We start from the raw sequence: 20,974 nt of genomic DNA, 5'->3' as shown, positions 1-20,974 counted from the left end.
GACGGAGGAGGAGAATTCGGGCTGAACCCGCCTCCTCCGTCTGGAGCGATCCTTGACCCATCAGGTCCGCTCCAACTCCCCGCTAGCCGATCATCCGCTCGAGCGACCGTACGACGTGAGATCGTTCTTCCCGACACTCGGCAAGATAATGTTGCCGTACGAGGTCAGTTCATCGAAGAACTCGTTCTTGTAGGCCTGGTAGTCCGAGCTGCCCTGTTTGAGGTAGTTCGAAACCAGGATGTCTTTGAGTTCGGCTTCCATCACGTCGATGCGCATATCCCGCGCGGCATAGATATGGACTTCGACACTGTCGGTCTTGAAACCTTCCTTCAAACCCAAGTACTGCGGCACGAACGAAATCCACTGCTGCAACACGGCATCCCAGATCGATCGCGCCTGTCCCGGAAGTACCTGGACGCCAGGATGGCTGAACTTCGCGATGCCGAACATGTTGAGCTTGCCGCCGCACCGCTTGATGATGCGGATGAGGTGCGAAGCGTTGTCGGACACAGCCCACCGCATGAACGAGTCCGCCACAAACCGATTGGTGACCATCTGCTTGAACGACTGGCGTACCTCTTTCACGCCTGTCGTGGTGTAGACGGTGAGGCGTTGCCAGCTGTGCTCGGACGGAACGACATAGAACCCGCCCGAAAACGGGTTGTTTTCCACCGCGCTGCAGGTTGCGTCGATCTCGTCCAGCGCTTTCGTCTGATCGACGCTGTCGCTGTATTCTCCGTCACCGCTGTGGCTGAGCTGACCGACGCCGGCGATCCGAACGTTGTCACCAAGGCCGAGTTTCTTCAGTTCACGAGCTATATTCACCACCATCCCGCTTCCGGTTTTCCCGGCAAGGCTGCAGGCGACGAACACGGTCGAAGGATGTTTGGCTTCGTTCACCTTGTTGGCGAACAGTTGAAGGCCGGCTGCAAGCTGCTTTCCGATAGCCCCGGCTTCCGGGGTCGTAAGCACGACGTTCTCGTGAAGGTAACGGTCAGCAGGTATGCCACGCGACGCCATTCTCGGTTTGAAAGACCGCGCGTAATCATTCGCGACCTGCATGTGATCTTCACCAACGTCGACAACAAGTGAAGCGAAAGTCGTTCCTTCGTTGACGAGATTGTCCTCGATCTCGCCGGTCCGAAGCAAGGCCTCGACGTAAACCGCTCCTGTCCGACCTATGCCGATCACGTGGACACAGTGTGGTTCCGGTGCGGCGGTGGGTTTGCTCTCTGTCATTTGTTCCTCCGGTTTCTCGTTGATGTAAGGCGTTCACAAGTTTCCGCTCACAGGGCGAGGAGCCGTGTCAGCGTCCTGTTCGTATTGTTGGCGAACGTCGATGCGCGCTCGGTGATAAGAAAATTACGCTGGCCGAAGATGCGACGCGCGTAGTGATCGGCGCGGCGGTCGAGTGTGACGCAGAACGTTCTGACCCGCTGCGACAGGCCGCTGACGACCGCCTCGCGGGCGTCTTCGACCAGATAGTCGTCTTCTGCCACGTCGATATCGGAAGGCTCGCCATCGGTTAGGAGAAGGACGACCTTGTGGTCGGCGGCCTCGGCTTCCAGAAGCGCCGTCGCATGTCTGATCGCCGCGCCCATCCGGGTGCTGTGGCGGCTTGCAGATGCGGCCAGCCTGGAACGAGCCTCCTCCCCGAACGGCTCGTCGAAATCCTTGATCCTCCGGTAGTTAACCTCGTGTCGTCCGTTCGAGGAAAAACCGTGAATGGCTATGCGGTCGTGTTGGGCCTCCATCGCCTCGGCGATGACGAGCGCAGCCTGCTTCTCGACGTCGATGACTTTGGTAAAGCTGCCGGGCACAAAGCGCTCCGTGGATATGGAAAAATCCATCAACAAAACGACTGAAGTGGACCTGCGACGACGACCATGGCGACAGAAGATGCGACCGTCCGGGGATAGCCGAGCCCGTTGTTGAACCACGTTCTCAACGACGACATTGAGGTCGATTTCGTCGCCCTCGGTTAACCGGGTCAGCCTTATCGCCCTATCCGGAACCCGTGCGGACGCGGAGAGAGTGATCCTCGGTTGCGCAGGCCGTAGAAGCGAAGGCCGGGTCTTCCTACGCGGCAACTCTTCTTCCACGACGGTGGCCCACCCTTCGCGTAGTTCCGAAAGGCGATGATCCCATTCCGGGTAACGGTACCTAAGGCGGACGTCGATCCCCTCGACATCCCGTTCAGCCTTCTCGCCATCCTGGAGCGCATCAACGATCTCGATATCCGAATGACGCTCGCTATCTTCCGGAAGCGCGGTATCCGGTCCCCAGAGGATCGCGTTGTCGTCTCGATATATCGGTTGCGGACGATACCCAGATAAAGGCTCGATGCGCATTTTGCCGAGCTCTATTGCGAGCATGCGGGCCAAGCGGTCGAATGCCTGGACATCGTCCAGTCCTTTTGAGACGGCTTCATCGAATAGCTCGCGCCCCTTGCTGACCCACGGGTTCGCATCAATGTAGGCATCGTCGTGCAGAGCGCGCGCCAAGCGGGCCGACAGGCCTGCGAAATCGAAACCGTTCACTTCATGGGTCGCGGTGTGGAAGGCACCCCACAGCGCCCTCAAGCCAGGATAGTCAATGACCATGAGGCGCTCCACGCGAGCGTCCTCGACGAGCGCCGTCATAGCCACCAGACTTGGCCTGCGATTTCCGATCGGACGTCTTAACGGAGAATGACGTAGGTGAGCTGCCGCGTGCGCGATGTTGGCGCGAAGCAGAAGCGTGCGATCAACCGTGCCGCTTTCCGGGCAACGTGGAAACCGGATGACGCCGTCTTCTATCGTTACCGAATGCGTGTGACCTCCATCGACTTCGGGCTCGTGTAGGTCGATCGAGAAGTCGCCGAAACCGAATCCAGCGAGGTAGTGAAGAAGAGCTCCTCGTTTCAGCAGCAATTCCTCGGTATCGTTCGCAGATTGCTCATCTGAAAACGCGTGCGGACTGCCCCGTTCGAAGTGATGAAGCATGCGTTTTATATCGTTTCGATGCTTCTGCAGCCCATGGACCGCCCACCGCCGCAAGCCGTGGTAATCCCCGACCAAGGCAGGATCGGAGCCGATGCGGTGCGCGAATGCACGAGCCGCCTCCGGCATTTCGGTAGCGATCTGCAACAACAGCCCAGCCAGGTCTGCCAGATCGATATCGTTTTCAATATAGTCGGATAGCAACGGCATCGCGCTTATAAGCGCGTCGTATGCACCGTCATCGATGTCGCGAAGCATGCCAAGCTTTTTCGCGGACACCGGACCCTGAATTGCTTCGAAGTGGGCGTTCATGGGCGTGGACCGAACTGAGCCTCCACGAAGCCGCTCATCGCCGCCTGAAGATCCGGATCGTCCGTTAGCGGCGCGGTCATCGCCAGCGCGCAGGCGTCGTGAGGAGAGATGCCCTCACTGATCAAAGAGCCGGAGTGGACGAGCATCCGGGTACTGATACCTTCGTCCAGTCCCCTGCCCCTTAGGGCCCGCGACTGGGTCGCAACGGAGACCAGTCTCGTGGCTATCTCCGGAGTGACGCCGCTCTCGTGCGCTACCACTTCGACTTCGACCGCCTGCGGCAGGAAATCGAAGTCGATCGCTCCGAAGCGCTGCCGGGTCGATTGCTTCATATCCTTCGCCGCGCTCTGGTACCCCGGATTGTAAGAAACAACCAAGCGGAAGTCCGGGTGGGCTTTCACGACCTCTCCTCGTTTGTCGAGAGGGAGGATACGGCGATCGTCCGTCAGTGGATGAATGACGACGGTCGTATCCTGGCGAGCTTCGACGACCTCGTCCAGATAACATAGGCCGCCATAACGCACGGCCGTGGTCAGAGGGCCGTCATGCCATTGCGTACCTTCGGCATCGAGGAGCCAGCGTCCAACGAGATCGGAAGCCGTCATGTCCTCGTTGCAGGCCATCGTGATAAGCGGCAGCTTGAGACGCCAGGCCATGTGCTCGACGAACCGGGTTTTGCCACAACCTGTCGGGCCCTTGAGGATCATAGGGAGCTTGCGCTTCATCGCGGCGCTGAACAGGGCGACCTCGTTCCCGCTGCTGCGGTAGTACGGTTCGTCTTCGATAATCAACGACTGGAGTTTTTCGTGCATCTGCCCTCGCCCTTCTGGTTCGGAGCCGCGCTCGGGCGCGGCTCCGGGCTTCGGTGTAGGTGAAGTCGGATCAGGCGTGAGCCTTCGCGAGCTTCTTGGCTTCGCCGCCGGGCGTCTTGACGACGGTCTTGGTCATCATGGCGATGGCTTCCTCGCGGATGACCTTGCGGTTCGGCGGGGGCAGCTTGTCGCCGCGGAGCTGGTCGTAGGGAACGACGACCCAGCATGCGCAGCCCCAGATGCATTCCCCGGCCATACCCTCGAAGCGGATCGCGGGCTCCGAGAGCATTGGTCCGATATCCACGAGCCAGGCATGCTCGTGCAGTTTGGTTTCCCAGTCGAGCTTGTCGTACGCCTTCTGGCTTTCCCAGAATGCATGCAGATCGGTCTTCGCGACGCCGGGCATGATAACGTTGGCGTACGAGGTCAGGACATCGAAGAACTCGTGGTTATATGTAGCGGCTTGCCAACATAAGCGCCTCTGCTCGCAAACATCGGCATTTTCTGCTCGAATTATCTGACAATGGAGCGGGCGTCGTGCTCACGCTCTTTGCCAATGTGCTCGCAAACATCCGGGTCTGCTTGCAAACATCCGCCACGTGCTCAGATTAATTGCCAGCGACGGCATGGTCAAACCGGGACGCCTGCCTGTCGTAGTTGCTCGGTCAGCTGACGGGAATATTCGGGATCAAGGGTGCCCGCCAGGAAGGCGCGGATATACGGACATGCGCTGTGGCTTTCCCTCCTTGGCGCTTCGGGTGCAGGAGGTTCTGCAGCATGATCCGTTGTCAGGGCATCTCTTCGTCTTCAGGGGCCGCAGATCGGATATTTTGAAGATCATCTGGCATGATGGTCTGGGCGCCTGCCTTTTTACCCGGCGGCTGGAGAAGGGCCGGTTTATCTGGCCGAATATGGGATAGCATCCGTCAAGGTGGTGTAGAATTGGGACCGGGCCGTCATGATCAGGCGGCTCTGGGTGAAATTTCTCCATCGCAGCTACGCGAGGAGGTAGAGCTGAGTTTAAGTGCTGTCATTGAAGTTTCACGAGCCTGATAAACGGACGTCATATGTCGCCCATAGTGATGCAAATATTCAATCGATGCACCACTAACGATCAGGATTATTGTGATGCTGGCTCTGAACGGAGTTGCCGTGACCTATGCCAACGGCACCCAAGCTTTGAAGACAACGACATTGACGTTCAACCAGGGTCAGTTCGTCGTGCTCCTCGGTAGATCCGGCGCAGGCAAATCTACCCTCATCCGGACACTCAACGGCTTGGTTGCGCCGACGTCTGGTTCGATCACTTCTAACGATATTGGTGCTCTGGATGCGGAAACTAAGCTTCGCATTCACCGAAGGCGAACTGGGATGATATTCCAGCAGCACCAACTCATAGGGCGCTTGAGCGCGCTCGACAACGTCATGACGGGCCGCCTGGGCTACCACTCTGGCTGGCGTACGTTGTTCCCTATGCCGCGTTCGGATCGAAGGCTGGGGTTGGAATGCCTTGAACGCGTAGGCCTTCTTGATAAGGCTCTCGTCAGGGCGGATCAACTATCCGGCGGTCAGCAGCAACGGGTGGGCATTGCGCGCGCGCTGGTCCAGAAGCCCCAACTGGTCCTTGCAGATGAGCCCGTTGCAAGTCTGGACCCTGAAACGGCTGTCGAGGTCCTGTCGCAGCTTCGCGAAATATGCACAGCCGACGGCATCACTGCTGTGATCAGCCTTCATCAGATCGATCTAGCTCGCCGGTTCGGCGACCGGGTCATTGCTATGCGCGACGGGGAAGTGGTTGCGGACGCCGCTGTCGACGAACTGACCGATCAAATGTGTGCGTCGATCTACCGCAGCGCCCCAAGAAATCCGACCACAACACAAGATTTGTCCAACTACGAGTATGATCAACCTTTAGCTGCCATGGAGGCCGCATTATGAAGAAGCTTCTGTCCCTCGCATTCCTCGCCGTTCTTGGCTGGAGTTCGTTGGCGCATGCTGGCTCAAATCCAGAGACATTGCGCGTCGCGTTGCTACCGGACGAGAACGCCGCCACTGTCATCAAAAACAATCGTCCTCTCGAGGAGTATCTTGAGAAGACACTCGGTCGGGAGATTGAACTGATCGTAACGACCGACTACTCGTCAATGATCGAAGCGATGCGTTTCGGCCGGCTTGAGTTGGCTTATTTCGGGCCGCTCTCTTACACGCTCGCGAAAACCAAGGCTGATATCGAGCCTTTCGCAGCAGTTATGAAGGATGGCGAAACTACCTATCGCGCTGTAGTTGTCGCCAATGCAGAGGCTGGCATCGAAAGCCTTGAAGATGCAAAAGGGAAAAAGGTCGCGTTTGGGGACGTGGCTTCCACCTCAAGCCACCTTATCCCGAAATCTATGCTGCTTAAGGCCGGAGTTGAGGCTGGAAAAGACTATAGCGAGAACTTCGTAGGGTCGCATGATGCCGTGGCTATTGCAGTGCAGAATGGCAATGCTCAGATTGGCGGACTTTCGTTGCCCATCTACAATTCAATGGTCGCTCGTGGCACCATTGATCCTAAGAAAGTTATCGCCCTCGCCGAGTCCGATCCGTTCCCGCAGTACCCCTGGACCATGCGGTCGGATCTTGACACTTCGTTGAAAGAGGCGATCACCAAAGCCTTCATCGACCTTAAAGACGAAAAGGTATTGGCATCCTTCAAAGCCGATGGGTTCGCTCCGATCGATGACAAAGCCTACGACGTCGTCCGTGAGCTCGGTAAAGTGCTGAACTTGGACCTGAGTCAGTAAGGCGCGTTCGAGACAGTTTCTCACCTTTCGACGCAGGCGCTGGCCTGCGTCCTTTCTTCCAGGATATGTGATGACACAGCCGTCGGCCGACTACGACTCTATCCTTCAACATCAAAACAAAGCTTGGACCAGAGCTGGCGTGATCGCGTTGGCAATTGCGTGTGTGATCATTGTTAGCAGTTATCACTCCGGTCTTCTTGATCTGGAGCGTCTGGGATCTGGGTTTCCTGCGCTCTGGCAGCTCGGTACGGAAATGTTTCCCCCGGATTTCAACCGAGGCTTGGAGTGGATCAGCCCTCTCATCGACACTCTGGCGATGAGTATAGCTGGGACTGCGATCGCGGTACTGATATCACTTCCAGTTGGCTTTTTCGCCTCAGGGAAAACAGCACCCAACGCTGTCATCTATATGATCTCGCGTGGATTGTTGAATGGTCTACGGTCGATCCCGGAGCTGATTATGGGCATCGTCTTCGTGGCGGCAGTGGGATTTGGAGCGCTCCCAGGCGTGCTGGCTCTTGGTCTTCACTCGGTTGGCATGGTGGGCAAGTTCTTTGCGGAGGCGATCGAGCATTGCGATAATGCGCCTATAGAAGCCGCACGCGCAGCTGGTGCGTCGCCGTTCCAGATCGTGACGCGGGCGATCTTGCCACAAGTTCTACCGCAATTGGCCGATGTGACCATCTATCGGTGGGAGTACAACTTCCGCGCCTCGACAATCCTGGGCACTGTGGGAGCTGGTGGTATCGGTTTCGAGTTGATGACATCCCTCCGGATCATGAATTATCAGGAGGTTCTTGCGATCATGCTCGTTGTCCTTCTGATGGTCACCATCGTTGACCAGGTCGGCGCTCTCCTCCGCCGCCAGCTGCAATAGAAGGATAAATTAAATGCTCCCAAAGGTAGTAATCACCCATCGCGTCCACGAGGAGATTATCTCAAAGCTATCTCCCCACGCTCGTTTAGTTTGCAACGATACTGATGATACATGGCCCCGCGAGAAACTGCTCGCAGAATTGAGCGACGCCAAGGCGATGATGGCGTTCATGCCGGACATGATCGACGCGTCTGTACTCGCGCACGCTCCCGATCTTCAACTTGTGGCATGTGCGCTGAAAGGCTTCGATAACTTCGACATCGAAGCCTGCACGCAGCGTGGAGTCCACGTCACGATAGTGTCCGATCTTCTCACTGACCCGACAGCCGAACTTACAATCGGTCTGATGATTGCTCTTGGGCGGCACATTCTGCCAGGCGACAAGAGCGTCAGGAGGGATTACAAAGGTTGGCGCCCTCGGTTTTACGGCCTTGGGCTGCAGGGCACAGCAATCGGCATTTTAGGGATGGGAGCGATCGGAAAAGCTATAGCACAGCGCCTAAGTACCTTCGGCGCCATTGTGTCGTACTGGGATCGTCAATCCCTGGACAAAGCCGATGAGATCAGACTGAACGTAAAGCCTCTTGAATTTGACCAGTTGATCTCGTCGTCTACCTTTCTTGTGTGTGCACTCCCGCTTTCGGCCGAAACGAAGCATCTCCTCGGCGCTGAACAACTCGCCAAAATGCCCAAAGGAGCACTTCTTATTAATCCTGCACGCGGAAGCGTGGTTGATGAAGAGGCTGTTGTCGCTGCATTGCAGGCGGGGCGCTTGGGAGGCTACGCCGCTGATGTTTATGAGATGGAGGACTGGGCCAGACCCGACCGGCCTGACAAGGTCCACGGGGGTCTCCTCAATCGCGAACATGATTCGATCTTGACACCCCACATAGGCTCAGCAGTGGCGAAGTCGCGTTTGGCTATCGAGCACGAGGCTGCTGACAACATTATAGATTTTGTCCAAGGCCGAAGACCTCGTGCGGCAATTAACGAGGTTCAACTAATTCCTTGATTAGAGAAAGTAATGTTTAGCCTTTCGCATGTCGCAGCATTCATAGAGGTAATCGAAACTGGCAGCTTTCACGAGGCGTCGCGACGGCTTCAGATATCCCAACCGACTGTCTCACATAATGTGAAACGATTGGAGGATATACTAGGGGTGCGGCTGGTCGAGAGGAGGAAGGACAAGTGTGTGCCGACTCGGCAAGGGCTCGTATTCTTGCCATTCGCACGCAGCCTTTTGACCGTCACGAAGAGATCTCTGGACCGCCTGCACAGCGGCCGGATTACGTTGGGTGCCAGTACTAACATCGGTACCTATATTTTGCCAGTCCACTTGAAGCGTTTACAGGATGCTCAAGGCCGGCCACCTGAGGTGGCCGTTGCCTCAAATCCTGAAATCATCGAAAAGCTCTTGAGGAAGGAGATTGATCTAGCCTTTACCGAATGGTGGGACGATCGAAAAGGATATCAAGCCCGCCTTTGGCGGAAGGAAAAGCTGGTAATAATCGTATCCCCACAGCATAATTGGAGGACGCGAAAAACAATTGAAGCGGCAGAGTTATTTCAAGAGTCCCTCATTGGCGGAGAACGTGGAACCGGTACCGGATCCGTGCTCCGCGAGGCCTTCGGCCAAGCGGCAGAGCAATTCCCAATCTCATTCAATGTCGGGAGCACTGAGGCTGTGAAGCATGCAGTTCGAGCTGGTCTCGGCATTTCGATCGTGATGAGGAGCACTGTCCTCGATGAGCTCGCGTCGGGTAGGCTTTATGAGGTTTCTGTTGAGAATGTGGTTCTCGAAAAGTCTGTGTGGGCTGTACATCCCGTACATATGGAGGATGGTTCACCGGAAGCAATCGCGCTTAAGGTTATACTCGATGCGAGCGCCCCTCTGGGTGACCTAGAGCACGTCCACATTACTCGGGGTCATATCCGCAAGATTTGAAGTAGTTGGCGCATTCCTGCGGCTCGAACATGGTAACGGCCTGGCCGACCGCATCCTTTGGTATCGCCGCCTCAATTCCCGGAGTATCCCATACAAGGGGGACAAGATCGGGGACCGCCCGATTTTCGATGCGTAAGGTTCCCTGCTCCATGTCGCGAATATTCGGCCGTCAGACACATAGTTGGTTTCCATGGATCGTTTGTCATAAACGAGGGTTTTTGAGCATGCCATAGCGCATGCCGTCACGCCCCTTGAATGGCGCGATGGAATCTTCTCAAAACTGTTATAGAAACGGTTGTCGCAAAATGCTATGTGTCCAACGACTTTCAAGAACATTTGGATGGCTATGCGGGTCGGGTACGCCAGGGTCAGCACGATCGATCAAAATCCGGAGCTTCAGCTTGAGGCGCTGAGACGCGCCGGTTGCGAGAAGGTGTTTACCGAGCGCGGGTCAGGCGCTCGCGATGACCGCCCGGAATTGGGCCGAATTCTCTCCGACGTGCTTCGCACTGGTGACACGCTCGTTGTCTGGAAACTCGATCGGTTGGCGCGATCGCTAAAGAAGCTCATCGCGACGGCGGAAGAGTTGGAGCGCGCGAAGATCGGGCTCGTGTCCTTGACCGAGAGCATTGATACGACGACGCCGGGCGGCATGCTGACCTTCCATGTCTTCGGTGCGATCGCCCAGTTCGAACGTGCTCTGATCCGCGAACGCACGACGGCTGGACTGGTCGAGGCGCGGCAACGTGGCCGCAAGGGTGGCCGCCCGCCCGCGATGCGCCCGGGCGATATTGCCGCGGCGCGCGCCCTGATGAAGGAAGGCAGCATACCGGTACGCAATATTGCGCAGCGCATGGGGGTTTCTGTTGCAACCCTCTATCGTCATATCGGCAAGAAGGGTGGCTCTCCCAAAACAGTGGAATCCGAGGACGTCCATGGCTGAGCGGAGAAAGCGGCCGCCCGGAGAGGCTCTTGTCGATCTTCGACGCCGATTGTCGCTGCTTTCTCCCCGTGATCCAGGCCGTACCGAGATTGTTGCTCGTGCCGCCGATGCCTACGGCATCTCGATCTGGACCCTGTATCGGGCGCTGCGGGAGTTGAACCGCCCGAAATCCGTACGGCGCGCCGATCACGGAACCTCCCGGATCGCCCCGCAGCCGGAGATGGAAACCTATGCCGAAATCATCGCGGCCCTGAAGATCAGAACGGCGAACCGGAAGGGGCGGCATATCTCCACGGCGCGCGCCATCAAGCTGCTTGAGGAAGACGGCGTGGTGACGCCCGATGGCCTGGTCCGTGCACCGCCCGGCATCTTGAAACGCGCAACGGTCGATCGGCTGCTGCGTGTTTCCGGCCTGGATTATGCGCGCGTCACCCGCCCGGTGGCTGCCGTCCGATTCCAGGCGCGGCGTTCCAACGAACTCTGGCACTTCGACATGAGCCCGTCCGACCTGAAGCAGGTGGAAGCGCCGCTTTGGGTCGAGGAAGGGCGCGGCCGGCCGACGCTGATGCTGTTCTCCGTGGTCGATGATCGCTCCGGCGCGAGCTATCAGGAATACCGCTCCGTCTACGGCGAGGACGCGGAGTCCGCCTTGCGCTTTCTCTACAATGCCTTCGCCGCCAAGCCTGAACCGGAACTGCCGCTTCAGGGGATTCCAACGACCATCCATATGGATAACGGGCCGGTGAGCCGCTCGCGCGTTTTCCAGTCCGTCATGGGTAGCCTTGGTGTCCGGGTTCTCACGCATATGCCCCCGTCGGACAGCGAGCGGCGCACGCCGGCGCGAGCGAAAGGCAAGGTCGAGCGGCCGTTTCGCACGATCAAGGAAGTGCACGAGACCCTCTATCATTTCCACAAGCCGAAGGACGAAGAGGAAGCCAACCTTTGGCTCAGGCGCGCCTTGGTCACCTACAATAACGGCGACCATCGCACAGAGTCTCATGCACGCATCGAGGATTGGCTGCGGCATCTTCCTCCTGACGGGGTGCGGGCGATGTGCTCCTGGGAGCGGTTCTGCGCCTTTGCGCGCGAACCGGAACGACGGACGGTTGCTGGAGACGCGACCGTATCGGTCGAAGGCGCATCCTATGAGGTCGAGCCCGAACTTGCCGGCGAAACGGTGACCTTGCTCTGGGGCCTGTTCGATCAGGAACTGTTCGTCGAGCATGAGGGCAAGCGCTTCGGTCCATTCCAACCTTCGCGCGGGGCGGTTCCCCTCTTTCGCTATCGCAAATACCAGAAGAGCAAGCTCGAAGAGCGGCTCGACAAGGTGGTGCGCCTGGCAGACCAACTTGGGCTCCCCCGCGCCGCGGTCACCGGCGGGGATCGTCCATTGCCTTCGCTGCCCCCGACCACGGCTGGGCTGAGTGTACGGCGGACACCGTTTCCGGAACCCGCAATAGAGACCGCTTATCCAAATGGCCTCGCAGCCCGTGGGGCCATCGCCGACCAGCTCGGCCGGCCGATCGGCGCGATGAATGCCGGTGACCGCGCCTTCATCAATGAACTGCTTGGAGAAACACTCGACAAAAAGATGATCGCGGCCCGTATCCGCGAACGCTTCCAGGCGCGAAGAAAGGAAGAATGATGCTCGCTGACGTTCAATCCAGTTACGGCCTCGACCGGCCTTTCCAAGGGGCCGGCAACTTTGAGACCGAGCATCAGCGCACGATCATCCGCGAGGTGTGTGCGGCCGTCCAGACCGGTCGGCTTGTCGTGGTCTCCGGCCTGGTCGGTTCGGGGAAAACCCACCTTTTGCGCCGCATCGAGGCCGAACTCACCAAAGCCGGCAAGGTCGCACTCGCCAAATCGCTGGCGGTCGACAAGCGGCGCACTTCGCTGCCATCGCTCATTGAAGCCCTGTTCTACGACTTGTCTCCCGGCGATCGTGCGCAGGTCAAGATCCCCAAGCAGGCCGAGCGCCGGGAGCGCGACCTGCGCGACATCATGAAAAAAGGCAAACGGCCGATCGTCCTCGTGGTCGACGAGGCCCATGACCTGCACCACAAGACCTTAACCGGCCTGAAGCGACTGATGGAGGTGGTCGCCGACGCCGGCGTGCTCCTTTCCGTACTTCTTGTCGGGCATCCCCGGTTGCGCAATGATCTGCGCCGGCCGCAAATGGAGGAGATTGGCTACCGCACGACCATTTTTGACTACGAGGGGATCGGCTCCGCGCGCCGCGACTATGTTGCCTGGCTGCTTGGCGCCTGTGCGGCCGAAGGCGTAAAGGTTGGCGAACTCCTCGAGGAAGAAGCCATCGACCTCATCGCCGAACGTTTGCGCACGCCGCTTCAGATCGAGATGCATCTCACCCTCGCATTCGAGCAGGGCTTTCGCCTCGGCGCCAAGCCGGTTACCGCCGAAATCGTCGAGCAGGTCCTGTCCCGCGCCATCGACGATCTCGAACCGACGTTGACCCGAAATGGTTACGATGCGACGGCTCTGGTCACGCACCTCAATGCTCGGCCGTCGGATATCCGCGCCTTCCTGGCGGGCACCCTTGATCCCGAATATTCCCGTCAGCTGACCGAGCAACTACGACAGGCAGGCGTCCCGGTTTGACCATGCCGTCGCTGGCAATTAATCTGAGCACGTGGGGGATGTTTGCAAGCAGACCCGGATGTTTGCGAGCACATTGGCAGGGAGCGTGAGCACGACGCCCGCTCCATTGTCAGATAATTCGAGCAGAAAATGCCGATGTTTGCGAGCAGAGGCGCTTATGTTGGCAAGCCGCTACAGCTATGCCGATCAAGATGGCCAGAAGCACCAGCCAGCTTTCCCGCCGGCGCACCATGGTGCGGAGACGCGCCGGCAGGCCGGCCTCGTCCATATTCGCGTTCCACCAGGCCAGCACGGCGCCCCAGACTCGACCAGAGGTTTGCAGCGCCTCGTCTACTCCCGCAATCAGCGGCGAGTCACCGGGCCGGTTCTGCCGGTCCTGGGGATCGCTCATACTAACCTTCCTGGGCCTTACCCGCCCTTGCCGACGGGCAGGCGACCAACCTGACCTGTCGTCACCTTCCGGACAGCACCATCCGGCTGTCATGCTCGGGCATGTCGCCGATCTCGGCCATCTTGGCATCGAGCCTTCCGACCATGTCGGCGAAGATACCGGCAAATTCAGGGTCATTTGCCCGATTATGCAATTCATGGGGGTCGGCCTCGCAGTCGAACAACTCCCACTCCGGGGGCTCATCGCCCCTAGTAGCCCCCAATTGCTGCAAGGGATCGTTGTACCAGTAGATCAACTTGTAGCGGTGGTCGCGGATGCCGTAATGGGCAAAGGCATTGTGGATGACATCCTTGTGCATCCAGTAGCGGTGATAGGCGACGTCCTGCCAGTCATCGCCCGCCGTCGCTTCGAAGACCGGCCGCATGCTGGCGCCCTGCATGTAGGTGGGGATGCGGATGCCGGCATAATCGAGGAAGGTCGGCGCGAAATCGACATTCATGGCGATCTGCTTGCTGACGCTGCCTGGCTTGATGGCCTTGGGATAGCGAACCAGGAACGGCATCTGCAACGACTCTTCATACATGAAGCGCTTATCGAACCAGCCATGTTCGCCCAGAAAGAAACCCTGGTCGGAGGTGTAGATGACGATGGTATCGTCGACGAGGCCCTCCGCATCAAGATAGTCAAGCAGCCGGCCGACATTGTCATCAATCGATTGCACCGTGCGCAGGTAGCGCTTGATATAGCGCTGGTACTTGAACTCAGCCAGTGCCCGCGGATCGGTAAAGGTAAAATTCTTGCCGGTACGCGCATCGATCAGGGTAATCGAGCCGCCATCCTCGATATCGGGCACCTTGCGGTTCTGCACGAAGGGATGCGGGAACATCAGGTCGCCAACTTCGCTGCCACCCTCGGGCTGGATCAGTCCGAGGTCGTCGTAGGTCATGTCCGAGCGAATGCGCATCTTGGCCGCAGCGGCGGCCACGGCGCGATTGGCGTAGTCATCCGAGAAGCTCTCGGGCAGAGGCAAATCTTCACCCTCGAACATGTCCTCGTGCTTGTGGTCGCAGACAAAATTGCGATGCGGAGCCTTGTGGTGGCACATCAGAAAGAAAGGTCGCGACGGATCCCGGCCCTTGATGAAGTCGAGACTGATATCGGTGATGATGTCGGTGGCGTAGCCCGGGTGGACCCTGGGACCATCCTTATCGATCAGCACCGGATCGTAATAGACCCCCTGCCCCGGCACGACTGCCCATTGGTCGAATCCGGTCGGCTCATGTGCCTTGCCTTCACCCAGATGCCATTTGCCGAAGATTGCCGTCTGGTACCCACCCTGGCGCAAGTGCCTGGCGACGTTGGGCAGACGGTTGTCGATGTGGGTATCGAGCGTCGTGACCTGGTTTACGTGATTGTATGTGCCGGTGAGGATGGCCGCCCGACTGGGGGTGCAGATCGAGTTTGTGACATAACACCGGTCAAGCCGCATGCCTTCATTGGCGAGGCGGTCCAGGTTCGGCGTGTGGTTGAGTCCGCCACCATAGGCCGAAATGGCCCGCGCGGCGTGATCGTCCGACATGATGAAAATGATATTTGGCTGCAAGGGTTTGCCTCTTGTGAAAATCGTCAGGCGCTTGGCAGGCTGAGGCCGTCCAGCGCCTTGCCCTGGGCGTCGAAGAAATGCGTGCGCCCCGCAAAGGCGAGGCCGACGGCCTGCCCCACCGGCAAGTCGGTGCCGCCATCGACGCGCACCACCAGTTCCTGGTCCCAGCCGGTGCGGACATAGACGAACTCGGCGTCGCCCAGCCGCTCGACCACGCTGACCGTGCCGTCGATGGTTCCGGCACCGGGTGCAACGATGCGCATCTGGTCGGCCCGCATGCCCAGCACCACGGCATTCTCGGCGCCCGGCCCCGCCATCGCCACCGGCGAACCATCCGGCGCCGCCTTGGCGCTGCCGGCTCCGGTAAGATTGACGAGATTCATCCGGGGCGAGCCGATGAAGCCGGCGACGAACAGATTGGCGGGCCTTTCATAGAGCTCCATCGGCGCGCCGATCTGTTCGACCACGCCCTTGCGCAGCACCACGATCTTGTCGGCCAGTGTCATGGCCTCGACCTGGTCGTGGGTGACGTAGATCATGGTGGAGCCGGCAAGCTGGTGATGCAGCTTGGCGATCTCGAGCCGCGTGGCAACGCGCAATTCGGCGTCCAGATTGCTCAGCGGCTCGTCGAACAGAAACACCTGCGGGTTGCGCACGATTGCCCGCCCGATGGCGACGCGCTGCCGCTGGCCGCCCGAGAGCTGGCGCGGCTTGCGGTCCAGCAATTCCTCGATCTGCAGGATCCTGGCGGCGCGCATCACGCGCCCCGCCACCTCCGCCTTGGGCATGCCGTTCATGCGCAAGCCGAAGCCCATATTCTGGTCAACGCTCATATGCGGATAGAGCGCGTAGGTCTGGAACACCATGGCGACGCCGCGATTGGACGGATCGACGTCGTTGACGCGCTGGTCGTTGATCAGCAGGTCTCCACCGGTGATTTCCTCAAGGCCTGCGATCATCCGCAGGAGCGTGGACTTGCCGCAGCCGGACGGGCCGACGAAAACGACAAACTCGCCCTTGTTGATTTCGATATCGACGCCATGGATCACCGGCGTGTTGCCATAGGCTTTCTTGACGTTTCTGAGACTGACGCCAGACATGGTGGTCTCTCCGTTGTTAGAGTCAGCCCTTCACCGCGCCGGCGAGACCGTCGATGAAATAGCGCTGCAGGAAGAGGAACAGGATCACCACCGGTACGATGGTAATGGTGGATGCCGCGGTCATGCCGCCCCAATCGACGAAATTCTCGCCCCGGAAGGCGTAGACACCGACCGAGAGGGTGCGGATCGCCGGGTTGGCCAGCGTCACCACCAGCGGCAGCAGGAAATCGTTCCAGGCATAGAGCGTCTGCATGACAATGACCGTCACCACGATCGGCCGCGATAGTGGCAGCATGACATACCAGAAGGTCTTCACGAACCCCACGCCGTCCATCTTGGCGGCTTCCTCGAGCTCGTTGGGCATCTGGCTGAAGTAGCCCGCGAACAGCAGCACGAAGATCACGAAGGAGCCGCCGGACGTGGCCAGCATCACGCCCCACAGCGACTGGCCGATACCCAGCCGGGTCAACAGGTCGAATACCGGGATGATGGTGTATCCCTGCGGCACGAACAGGGTGAAGATAATCAGCCCGAAGACGAGGCCGCGCCCCGGAAACTGCCGGCGGCCAAGCACGTAACCCATCATCGCCGTCGAGATCGTGACCAGCGCGACCGAGCCGATGGTCACGAACAGCGTGTTGAAGAAGTAGGCACCGATATTGGCCTGGGTCCAGGCCTTCACATAGTTCTCGACCGTCGGCTGGCTGGGGATCAGTCCCTCATTGGCGAAGATCATGGCGTTGGATTTGAACGAGGCCGACACCATCCAGATCAACGGATAGACCCACAGGCAGCAGACAGCGGCGAGCGCAGCCGAAACGATCCAGCGACGGGCGCGCGGCGAGACAAGTGGCTGCCTGATCGTCATGCTTGCCTCACGCGGCATTGGTCTTCTCCCGGTTGCGCAGGTGCCGCACGGCAACGATCTGCAAGATGGTCAGACCCATGATGGCAAAGCCGAAGAACACACCGGCGGCGCTGGCATATCCCAGGCGTGGCACGGCGCCGGCGGTCGCGAAGGCATTGCGGAAGATGTAGACCTCGATGACCTCGGAGGCGAAGAAAGGCCCGCCCTGCGTCATGGACTGAACCAGGGGGAAGACGTTGAGGGCGCCGATTGCCGAAATCAGGGCGATCACGATGGCGAAGGGCATGATCATCGGCAGCACCACGAAAACAGTGACCTGCCAGTTCTTCACCCCGTCAAGCTTGCTGGCCTCGTAGAGTTCTGCCGGCACGGTCTGCAGGGCCGCCAGCCAGTAGACCATCGTCACCCCGACCCATTTCCACACATAGATGCCTGCCAGCGTCCACAGCACCAGCTTGGGGTCGCCCAGAAAATCGAGCGGACGCGCCAGCAGCCCGATGTCCAGCATCGCCAGGTTGATCGGCCCGTTGAAGGGGCTGAGCATGATGGCCATGACGATGCCGATTACGGCCACCGGCGTCACCACCGGCAGGAAGATCAGCGTGCGGAACAGGGTGGAGAGCTTGATGAGCTTGTTATTGAGGATGATGGCGAAGACGAGCGAGACCAGCATTTGCAGCGGCACCGTGCTCATCGTGAACAGGAACGACCGCCCGAACGCATCCCAAAAATACTTGTCGGTCAGCAGTTCCGCATAATTGGCGAGCCCGACAAAGGTCTGGTTGGCGTCGAAACCGGACCAGTTGAGCAGCGAGAAATACTGCGAGGCGAAAATCGGATAGAGGATGAAGGCGCCGAAGATCAGCATGCCCGGAACAAGGAACAGATACTCGATCCGGCTGTGCCATAGCCGGGACATTAAGCTGTCGGGCCGGGTAATCGGCAATGTCTGGCGGGCGGTCAGGGTATCATCGGCCATCGGTCAACTCGCGTCGTGGGGCCCATCCGCCGAGGCGGACAGGCCCTTCCTTGGGAGGAGCGCTAGAGCGCTTCGTAGTCGGCCGCGACATAGTCGGTGTCGGGCCGCCAGTTGGAGAACACCAGATCGTCGCGGCTCACCTCTGCCCCCGCCTCCTTGGCAGCGGCAAAGGCTTCGTCGAGGGCGGCATTGGTCGCCGACACCAAGGCGGTGAGCTGTTCCTTGACGTTGGAGACCTGGGCCGTGAACAGACCCTGCACAGTCAGCGCCAGGTTCGGCGTCGGCTCCTTGTAGCGGCTTGCCACTTCCGACAACTGCGGATTGCGAGCGAACGGATTGGGGCCGACCTTGATGGTTCTCTCGAACATGGCCAAGGCTGCCTTGGACCGCTCGGACATCTGCGAATTGGTCGCCGCCGCGGGGAAAATCGGCGGATCAGACGGACCCACGACGTTGCCCCAGTCGATCTGGCCCTGTTCGGTGCCCAGGTAATGGAACACGTCGGCGGCTGCCTGCGGATTTTTGGCCTTGCTGTTGATAAACATCGTGTTGGACGCTGCTGCCAGTGCCCCCACGATGAGATTGCCCGTTGCCCCTGCGGGAGCCGGAGTCGGGGCAATGCCGAAATCGAAATCGGGATTCTCGCGTTCCCATTGCGGGATGTTCCAGGGTCCCTGCAGGATCAGGCCCGCGGCACCCTGCGGCATCATCGCGCGAGCCTGCGGCGCGTTGAGGCTCATGGCGCCGGGGAAGACCGAGCCATCGGCCTGCATGGCGATGAGCAGTTCGACCGCGCCGACGAATTCGTCGCTGTCAAACACGGGTTCACCCGTGCGGAAGTCGATGCCCAGGCCGATGGAGGTATCGCCACAGGCCGTTCCCGCCATATTGGCGAGGCTGCGGGTGATGTCGGCGAAACGGTTGACCTGGTTTCCGCCCATGATGAAGCCGAAGGCGCGGCCGGCATTGAGCTCGGTCACCTTGCGTGCGGCCTCGCGGAAGCTGTCCCAGGTCAGCGCCTCCGCTTCGGGGTCAAATCCGGCATCGTTGAGCAGTTGCCTGTTGTAGAGCACATGCGCCGAGGTCACGCGGGCCGACGTATAGGGCAGCCCGTAGGTTTTCCCGTCGAATACGTTGAGACCTTCGAGGAACGCCCCGGCGGGGAAGCCAGCCTTCCAGCTTTCGATATCGGGAATGTAGTCGTCGAGCGCCTGCACCCAGCCCTCGTTGATCGCGAATGCCGGCGGCAGGCCGAGCGGCAGGCAGAATGCGTCCTGGGCAGTGCCATTGCGGATGCCCAGCGGCAGCACCTGGCCGATCTCGTTCCAGGGCAGGCCGTCATAGACGACCTCGATGCCGCGAGCTGCCCCGTATTCAGGAAAAAAGGCGCGATAGAACACGGCCTTCTGGTCGCCGCTATCGATCCAGCGCAACGGACCATCGCCGGTGATCGGGGCGATGGCTTCGGGGATGGTGAATTCCTGCGCCAGGGCGCCCCCGGCGCCGGTCAGCGCCAAGGTGCCGAGGGCCGTCGAACCTGCCAGGAATTGCCTGCGGCTCATGGACGAAAACGGGGTTTTAATCATGGTCTCCTCTCCCATCTGACCACCTCGAAACGAGCGTGGCTGAATTCAAATTCCTGGTTATCGCGCGTCGCCGACCGTGCCGGGCCTTGAGGCCTCCTGCGGTCGCACTCCCCCCTGTGCGGATGCCGCAGCTTGGCGCTGCTTTTGACGATCCGCTGTCTCAGTCGATAACAATTGCACCTATACAAAACCAATGCCATTCTTTGCATGAGTGATAACAGAAGTGCATCATCATGCTGGATAGAATGAGCCTGCTTTTCCGCTTCCAGACGATCTCCGATGCGGGGAGCGTTCGCAAAGCGTCCGAAATTCTCAATGTCACGCAGCCGGCCCTGTCGCGCTCGCTGTCGCAACTGGAGAAACACTACGGCCAGCCCCTGCTGGAACGGCACGCGCGTGGTGTTCGTCCCACCGCTTTCGGCCAGCGCCTGCTGACGACGGTGTCGCGACTGGCGCGGGACTGGGAACTCGCCGAGGCTGACCTGGCAAGCGGCAATCCGGGCGCCGAGGGACGCCTCAACATTCATGCCGGCCCGCTCTGGTCTTCCGTGGTCCTGCCCACGGTCATCCCCAGGCTGCACGAGACATTCCCCAACCTGACGATTGAGATGACGCCGAGTACCGGCACGTCGCTGCCGGCTCTGCTGGACGGTCGTATCGACGTGTCCTTTGGCGGTCTCTACGCGCCCGAGCGCAACTATCCGCAACTGGAAGCGCGCGCCTTCAGCAAGATCCGCGACCGCGTCACGGCGCGTGCCGACCATCCAATTCAAAAATGCGATCCCGGGGACTATGCCATGATCCACAAGTTTCCCTGGATCATCTATGCCGCCGATCCCATTTACGAGGCCGAGACCATCCACGCGGTGATGGAGCGCACCGGGGCCATGCCGCAGGTGCGGGTACGCAGCGGTTCGCTGCTGGCGATCTTCCGGCTGCTGCAGGATGGCGACTATCTCTGCATCCTGCCCGACGCTGCCGTCTATGGCATTCCCGGGCGCCCGATCCTGCCCATCCCCATTGAAATGGGTCGCCGCAATTCGGAAACCGGGGCCCTCCTGCGCCGCACCATGGCGCAATACCCGCCCATGCACACCCTGCTCGAGCTGTGCGCAGCCTATTTCCAGCGCATGGATTCGGTTTGACATGGCGCAGCTCCTCCGAGGTGAGCT

At 59.6% G+C, this 20,974-nt stretch carries 19 protein-coding genes and 1 pseudogene; 10 read left to right on the top strand and 10 right to left on the bottom strand.

Features of this window, described 5'->3' with window-relative positions; genetic code table 11:
* Nucleotides 1–90: 90 nt before the first annotated feature.
* The 4 genes from AABF56_RS34060 to AABF56_RS34045 all read right to left on the bottom strand — a co-directional run bounded on the left by AABF56_RS34060 (nucleotide 91) and on the right by AABF56_RS34045 (nucleotide 4,511).
* Nucleotides 91–1,239, bottom strand: coding sequence for a hypothetical protein (locus AABF56_RS34060; RefSeq protein WP_272809245.1), 1,149 nt, complete (start codon nucleotides 1,237–1,239; stop codon nucleotides 91–93).
* Between the two features lie 47 nt (nucleotides 1,240–1,286).
* Nucleotides 1,287–3,293, bottom strand: coding sequence for a nitric oxide reductase activation protein NorD (locus AABF56_RS34055; RefSeq protein WP_272809246.1), 2,007 nt, complete (start codon nucleotides 3,291–3,293; stop codon nucleotides 1,287–1,289).
* Nucleotides 3,290–4,105 carry a CbbQ/NirQ/NorQ/GpvN family protein gene (locus AABF56_RS34050; protein WP_052821337.1) on the bottom strand — a complete coding sequence of 272 codons (816 nt, stop codon included), beginning with the start codon at nucleotides 4,103–4,105 and terminating at the stop codon, nucleotides 3,290–3,292. The genes AABF56_RS34055 and AABF56_RS34050 overlap by 4 nt, the downstream gene beginning before the upstream one ends.
* A 70-nt stretch (nucleotides 4,106–4,175) precedes the next feature.
* Nucleotides 4,176–4,511 carry a hypothetical protein gene (locus AABF56_RS34045; RefSeq protein WP_272809247.1) on the bottom strand — a complete coding sequence of 112 codons (336 nt, stop codon included), beginning with the start codon at nucleotides 4,509–4,511 and terminating at the stop codon, nucleotides 4,176–4,178.
* Nucleotides 4,512–4,830: 319 nt separating this feature from the next.
* On the opposite strand from AABF56_RS34045, the pseudogene tnpB reads away from it, so the two are divergent.
* The 9 genes and pseudogenes from tnpB to AABF56_RS34000 all read left to right on the top strand — a co-directional run.
* Nucleotides 4,831–5,013, top strand: a pseudogene (gene tnpB / locus AABF56_RS34040) (IS66 family insertion sequence element accessory protein TnpB); the annotation flags it as partial.
* 220 nt (nucleotides 5,014–5,233) lie between these two features.
* Nucleotides 5,234–6,043, top strand: coding sequence for a phosphonate ABC transporter ATP-binding protein (gene phnC / locus AABF56_RS34035; protein WP_006473175.1), 810 nt, complete (start codon nucleotides 5,234–5,236; stop codon nucleotides 6,041–6,043).
* Nucleotides 6,040–6,888: a phosphate/phosphite/phosphonate ABC transporter substrate-binding protein gene (gene phnD, locus AABF56_RS34030; protein WP_046802286.1), complete on the top strand. Its 849-nt coding sequence runs from the start codon at nucleotides 6,040–6,042 to the stop codon at nucleotides 6,886–6,888. The genes phnC and phnD overlap by 4 nt, the downstream gene beginning before the upstream one ends.
* Nucleotides 6,889–6,958: 70 nt before the next feature.
* Entirely contained in the window at nucleotides 6,959–7,765 is an 807-nt protein-coding gene (phnE, locus tag AABF56_RS34025; RefSeq protein WP_006473411.1) for a phosphonate ABC transporter, permease protein PhnE, read from the top strand.
* Nucleotides 7,766–7,778: 13 nt separating this feature from the next.
* A complete protein-coding gene (locus AABF56_RS34020; RefSeq protein WP_003501101.1) occupies nucleotides 7,779–8,777 on the top strand; it encodes a phosphonate dehydrogenase in 999 nt (332 codons plus the stop codon).
* 12 nt (nucleotides 8,778–8,789) lie between these two features.
* Nucleotides 8,790–9,710, top strand: coding sequence for a LysR family transcriptional regulator (locus AABF56_RS34015; RefSeq protein WP_003501100.1), 921 nt, complete (start codon nucleotides 8,790–8,792; stop codon nucleotides 9,708–9,710).
* Between the two features lie 346 nt (nucleotides 9,711–10,056).
* On the top strand, nucleotides 10,057–10,653 hold the full coding sequence (locus tag AABF56_RS34010; protein ID WP_024710158.1) for a recombinase family protein: 597 nt from the start codon (nucleotides 10,057–10,059) through the stop codon (nucleotides 10,651–10,653).
* The gene (locus tag AABF56_RS34005) at nucleotides 10,646–12,298 is read left to right on the top strand and encodes an IS481 family transposase (protein ID WP_003501095.1); all 1,653 of its coding nucleotides are present in this window, start codon (nucleotides 10,646–10,648) and stop codon (nucleotides 12,296–12,298) included. The genes AABF56_RS34010 and AABF56_RS34005 overlap by 8 nt, the downstream gene beginning before the upstream one ends.
* Nucleotides 12,298–13,275 carry an ExeA family protein gene (locus tag AABF56_RS34000; protein ID WP_024710159.1) on the top strand — a complete coding sequence of 326 codons (978 nt, stop codon included), beginning with the start codon at nucleotides 12,298–12,300 and terminating at the stop codon, nucleotides 13,273–13,275. Before AABF56_RS34005 ends, AABF56_RS34000 begins: the two co-directional genes overlap by 1 nt.
* A gap of 109 nt (nucleotides 13,276–13,384) precedes the next feature.
* Here AABF56_RS34000 and AABF56_RS33995 read toward each other — a convergent pair whose 3' ends face one another.
* The 6 genes from AABF56_RS33995 to AABF56_RS33970 form a co-directional block, all read right to left on the bottom strand.
* Nucleotides 13,385–13,666: a hypothetical protein gene (locus tag AABF56_RS33995; RefSeq protein WP_272792155.1), complete on the bottom strand. Its 282-nt coding sequence runs from the start codon at nucleotides 13,664–13,666 to the stop codon at nucleotides 13,385–13,387.
* Between the two features lie 61 nt (nucleotides 13,667–13,727).
* Nucleotides 13,728–15,245 (bottom strand): sulfatase family protein, encoded by a 1,518-nt coding sequence (locus AABF56_RS33990; RefSeq protein ID WP_338341957.1) that lies wholly within the window; start codon nucleotides 15,243–15,245, stop codon nucleotides 13,728–13,730.
* A 47-nt stretch (nucleotides 15,246–15,292) separates the two neighbouring features.
* Nucleotides 15,293–16,369, bottom strand: a complete 1,077-nt coding sequence (locus AABF56_RS33985) for an ABC transporter ATP-binding protein (RefSeq protein ID WP_272792153.1) — start codon at nucleotides 16,367–16,369, stop codon at nucleotides 15,293–15,295.
* Between the two features lie 22 nt (nucleotides 16,370–16,391).
* Complete coding sequence (locus tag AABF56_RS33980; protein ID WP_272792152.1) at nucleotides 16,392–17,237, bottom strand: carbohydrate ABC transporter permease; 846 nt, start codon at nucleotides 17,235–17,237, stop codon at nucleotides 16,392–16,394.
* Between the two features lie 7 nt (nucleotides 17,238–17,244).
* Nucleotides 17,245–18,216: a carbohydrate ABC transporter permease gene (locus AABF56_RS33975; RefSeq protein ID WP_272792150.1), complete on the bottom strand. Its 972-nt coding sequence runs from the start codon at nucleotides 18,214–18,216 to the stop codon at nucleotides 17,245–17,247.
* A gap of 62 nt (nucleotides 18,217–18,278) precedes the next feature.
* Complete coding sequence (locus AABF56_RS33970; RefSeq protein WP_272792149.1) at nucleotides 18,279–19,802, bottom strand: ABC transporter substrate-binding protein; 1,524 nt, start codon at nucleotides 19,800–19,802, stop codon at nucleotides 18,279–18,281.
* A gap of 245 nt (nucleotides 19,803–20,047) precedes the next feature.
* Here AABF56_RS33970 and AABF56_RS33965 point away from each other — a divergent pair, with 245 nt between their 5' ends.
* Nucleotides 20,048–20,947 (top strand): LysR family transcriptional regulator, encoded by a 900-nt coding sequence (locus AABF56_RS33965; protein ID WP_272792148.1) that lies wholly within the window; start codon nucleotides 20,048–20,050, stop codon nucleotides 20,945–20,947.
* Nucleotides 20,948–20,974 lie beyond the last annotated feature (27 nt).

This window comes from Shinella sp. WSC3-e (genome assembly GCF_945994535.1).
In the GTDB taxonomy this organism is placed as follows: Bacteria; Pseudomonadota; Alphaproteobacteria; order Rhizobiales; family Rhizobiaceae; genus Shinella; species Shinella yambaruensis.
Note: the sequence above shows the minus strand (reverse complement) of the source record. Positions and strands in the feature narration are given on the sequence as shown.

What these genes read in the sequence shown, in the direction of transcription:
- AABF56_RS34060 (WP_272809245.1), bottom strand. Translation starts at nt 1,239, where the DNA reads ATGACAGAGAGCAAACCCACCGCCGCACCGGAACCACACTGTGTCCAC.
- AABF56_RS34055 (WP_272809246.1), bottom strand. Translation starts at nt 3,293, where the DNA reads ATGAACGCCCACTTCGAAGCAATTCAGGGTCCGGTGTCCGCGAAAAAG.
- AABF56_RS34050 (WP_052821337.1), bottom strand. Translation starts at nt 4,105, where the DNA reads ATGCACGAAAAACTCCAGTCGTTGATTATCGAAGACGAACCGTACTAC.
- AABF56_RS34045 (WP_272809247.1), bottom strand. Translation starts at nt 4,511, where the DNA reads ATGCCCGGCGTCGCGAAGACCGATCTGCATGCATTCTGGGAAAGCCAG.
- phnC (WP_006473175.1), top strand. Translation starts at nt 5,234, where the DNA reads ATGCTGGCTCTGAACGGAGTTGCCGTGACCTATGCCAACGGCACCCAA.
- phnD (WP_046802286.1), top strand. Translation starts at nt 6,040, where the DNA reads ATGAAGAAGCTTCTGTCCCTCGCATTCCTCGCCGTTCTTGGCTGGAGT.
- phnE (WP_006473411.1), top strand. Translation starts at nt 6,959, where the DNA reads ATGACACAGCCGTCGGCCGACTACGACTCTATCCTTCAACATCAAAAC.
- AABF56_RS34020 (WP_003501101.1), top strand. Translation starts at nt 7,779, where the DNA reads ATGCTCCCAAAGGTAGTAATCACCCATCGCGTCCACGAGGAGATTATC.
- AABF56_RS34015 (WP_003501100.1), top strand. Translation starts at nt 8,790, where the DNA reads ATGTTTAGCCTTTCGCATGTCGCAGCATTCATAGAGGTAATCGAAACT.
- AABF56_RS34010 (WP_024710158.1), top strand. Translation starts at nt 10,057, where the DNA reads ATGCGGGTCGGGTACGCCAGGGTCAGCACGATCGATCAAAATCCGGAG.
- AABF56_RS34005 (WP_003501095.1), top strand. Translation starts at nt 10,646, where the DNA reads ATGGCTGAGCGGAGAAAGCGGCCGCCCGGAGAGGCTCTTGTCGATCTT.
- AABF56_RS34000 (WP_024710159.1), top strand. Translation starts at nt 12,298, where the DNA reads ATGCTCGCTGACGTTCAATCCAGTTACGGCCTCGACCGGCCTTTCCAA.
- AABF56_RS33995 (WP_272792155.1), bottom strand. Translation starts at nt 13,666, where the DNA reads ATGAGCGATCCCCAGGACCGGCAGAACCGGCCCGGTGACTCGCCGCTG.
- AABF56_RS33990 (WP_338341957.1), bottom strand. Translation starts at nt 15,245, where the DNA reads ATGTCGGACGATCACGCCGCGCGGGCCATTTCGGCCTATGGTGGCGGA.
- AABF56_RS33985 (WP_272792153.1), bottom strand. Translation starts at nt 16,369, where the DNA reads ATGTCTGGCGTCAGTCTCAGAAACGTCAAGAAAGCCTATGGCAACACG.
- AABF56_RS33980 (WP_272792152.1), bottom strand. Translation starts at nt 17,237, where the DNA reads ATGACGATCAGGCAGCCACTTGTCTCGCCGCGCGCCCGTCGCTGGATC.
- AABF56_RS33975 (WP_272792150.1), bottom strand. Translation starts at nt 18,216, where the DNA reads ATGGCCGATGATACCCTGACCGCCCGCCAGACATTGCCGATTACCCGG.
- AABF56_RS33970 (WP_272792149.1), bottom strand. Translation starts at nt 19,802, where the DNA reads ATGATTAAAACCCCGTTTTCGTCCATGAGCCGCAGGCAATTCCTGGCA.
- AABF56_RS33965 (WP_272792148.1), top strand. Translation starts at nt 20,048, where the DNA reads ATGAGCCTGCTTTTCCGCTTCCAGACGATCTCCGATGCGGGGAGCGTT.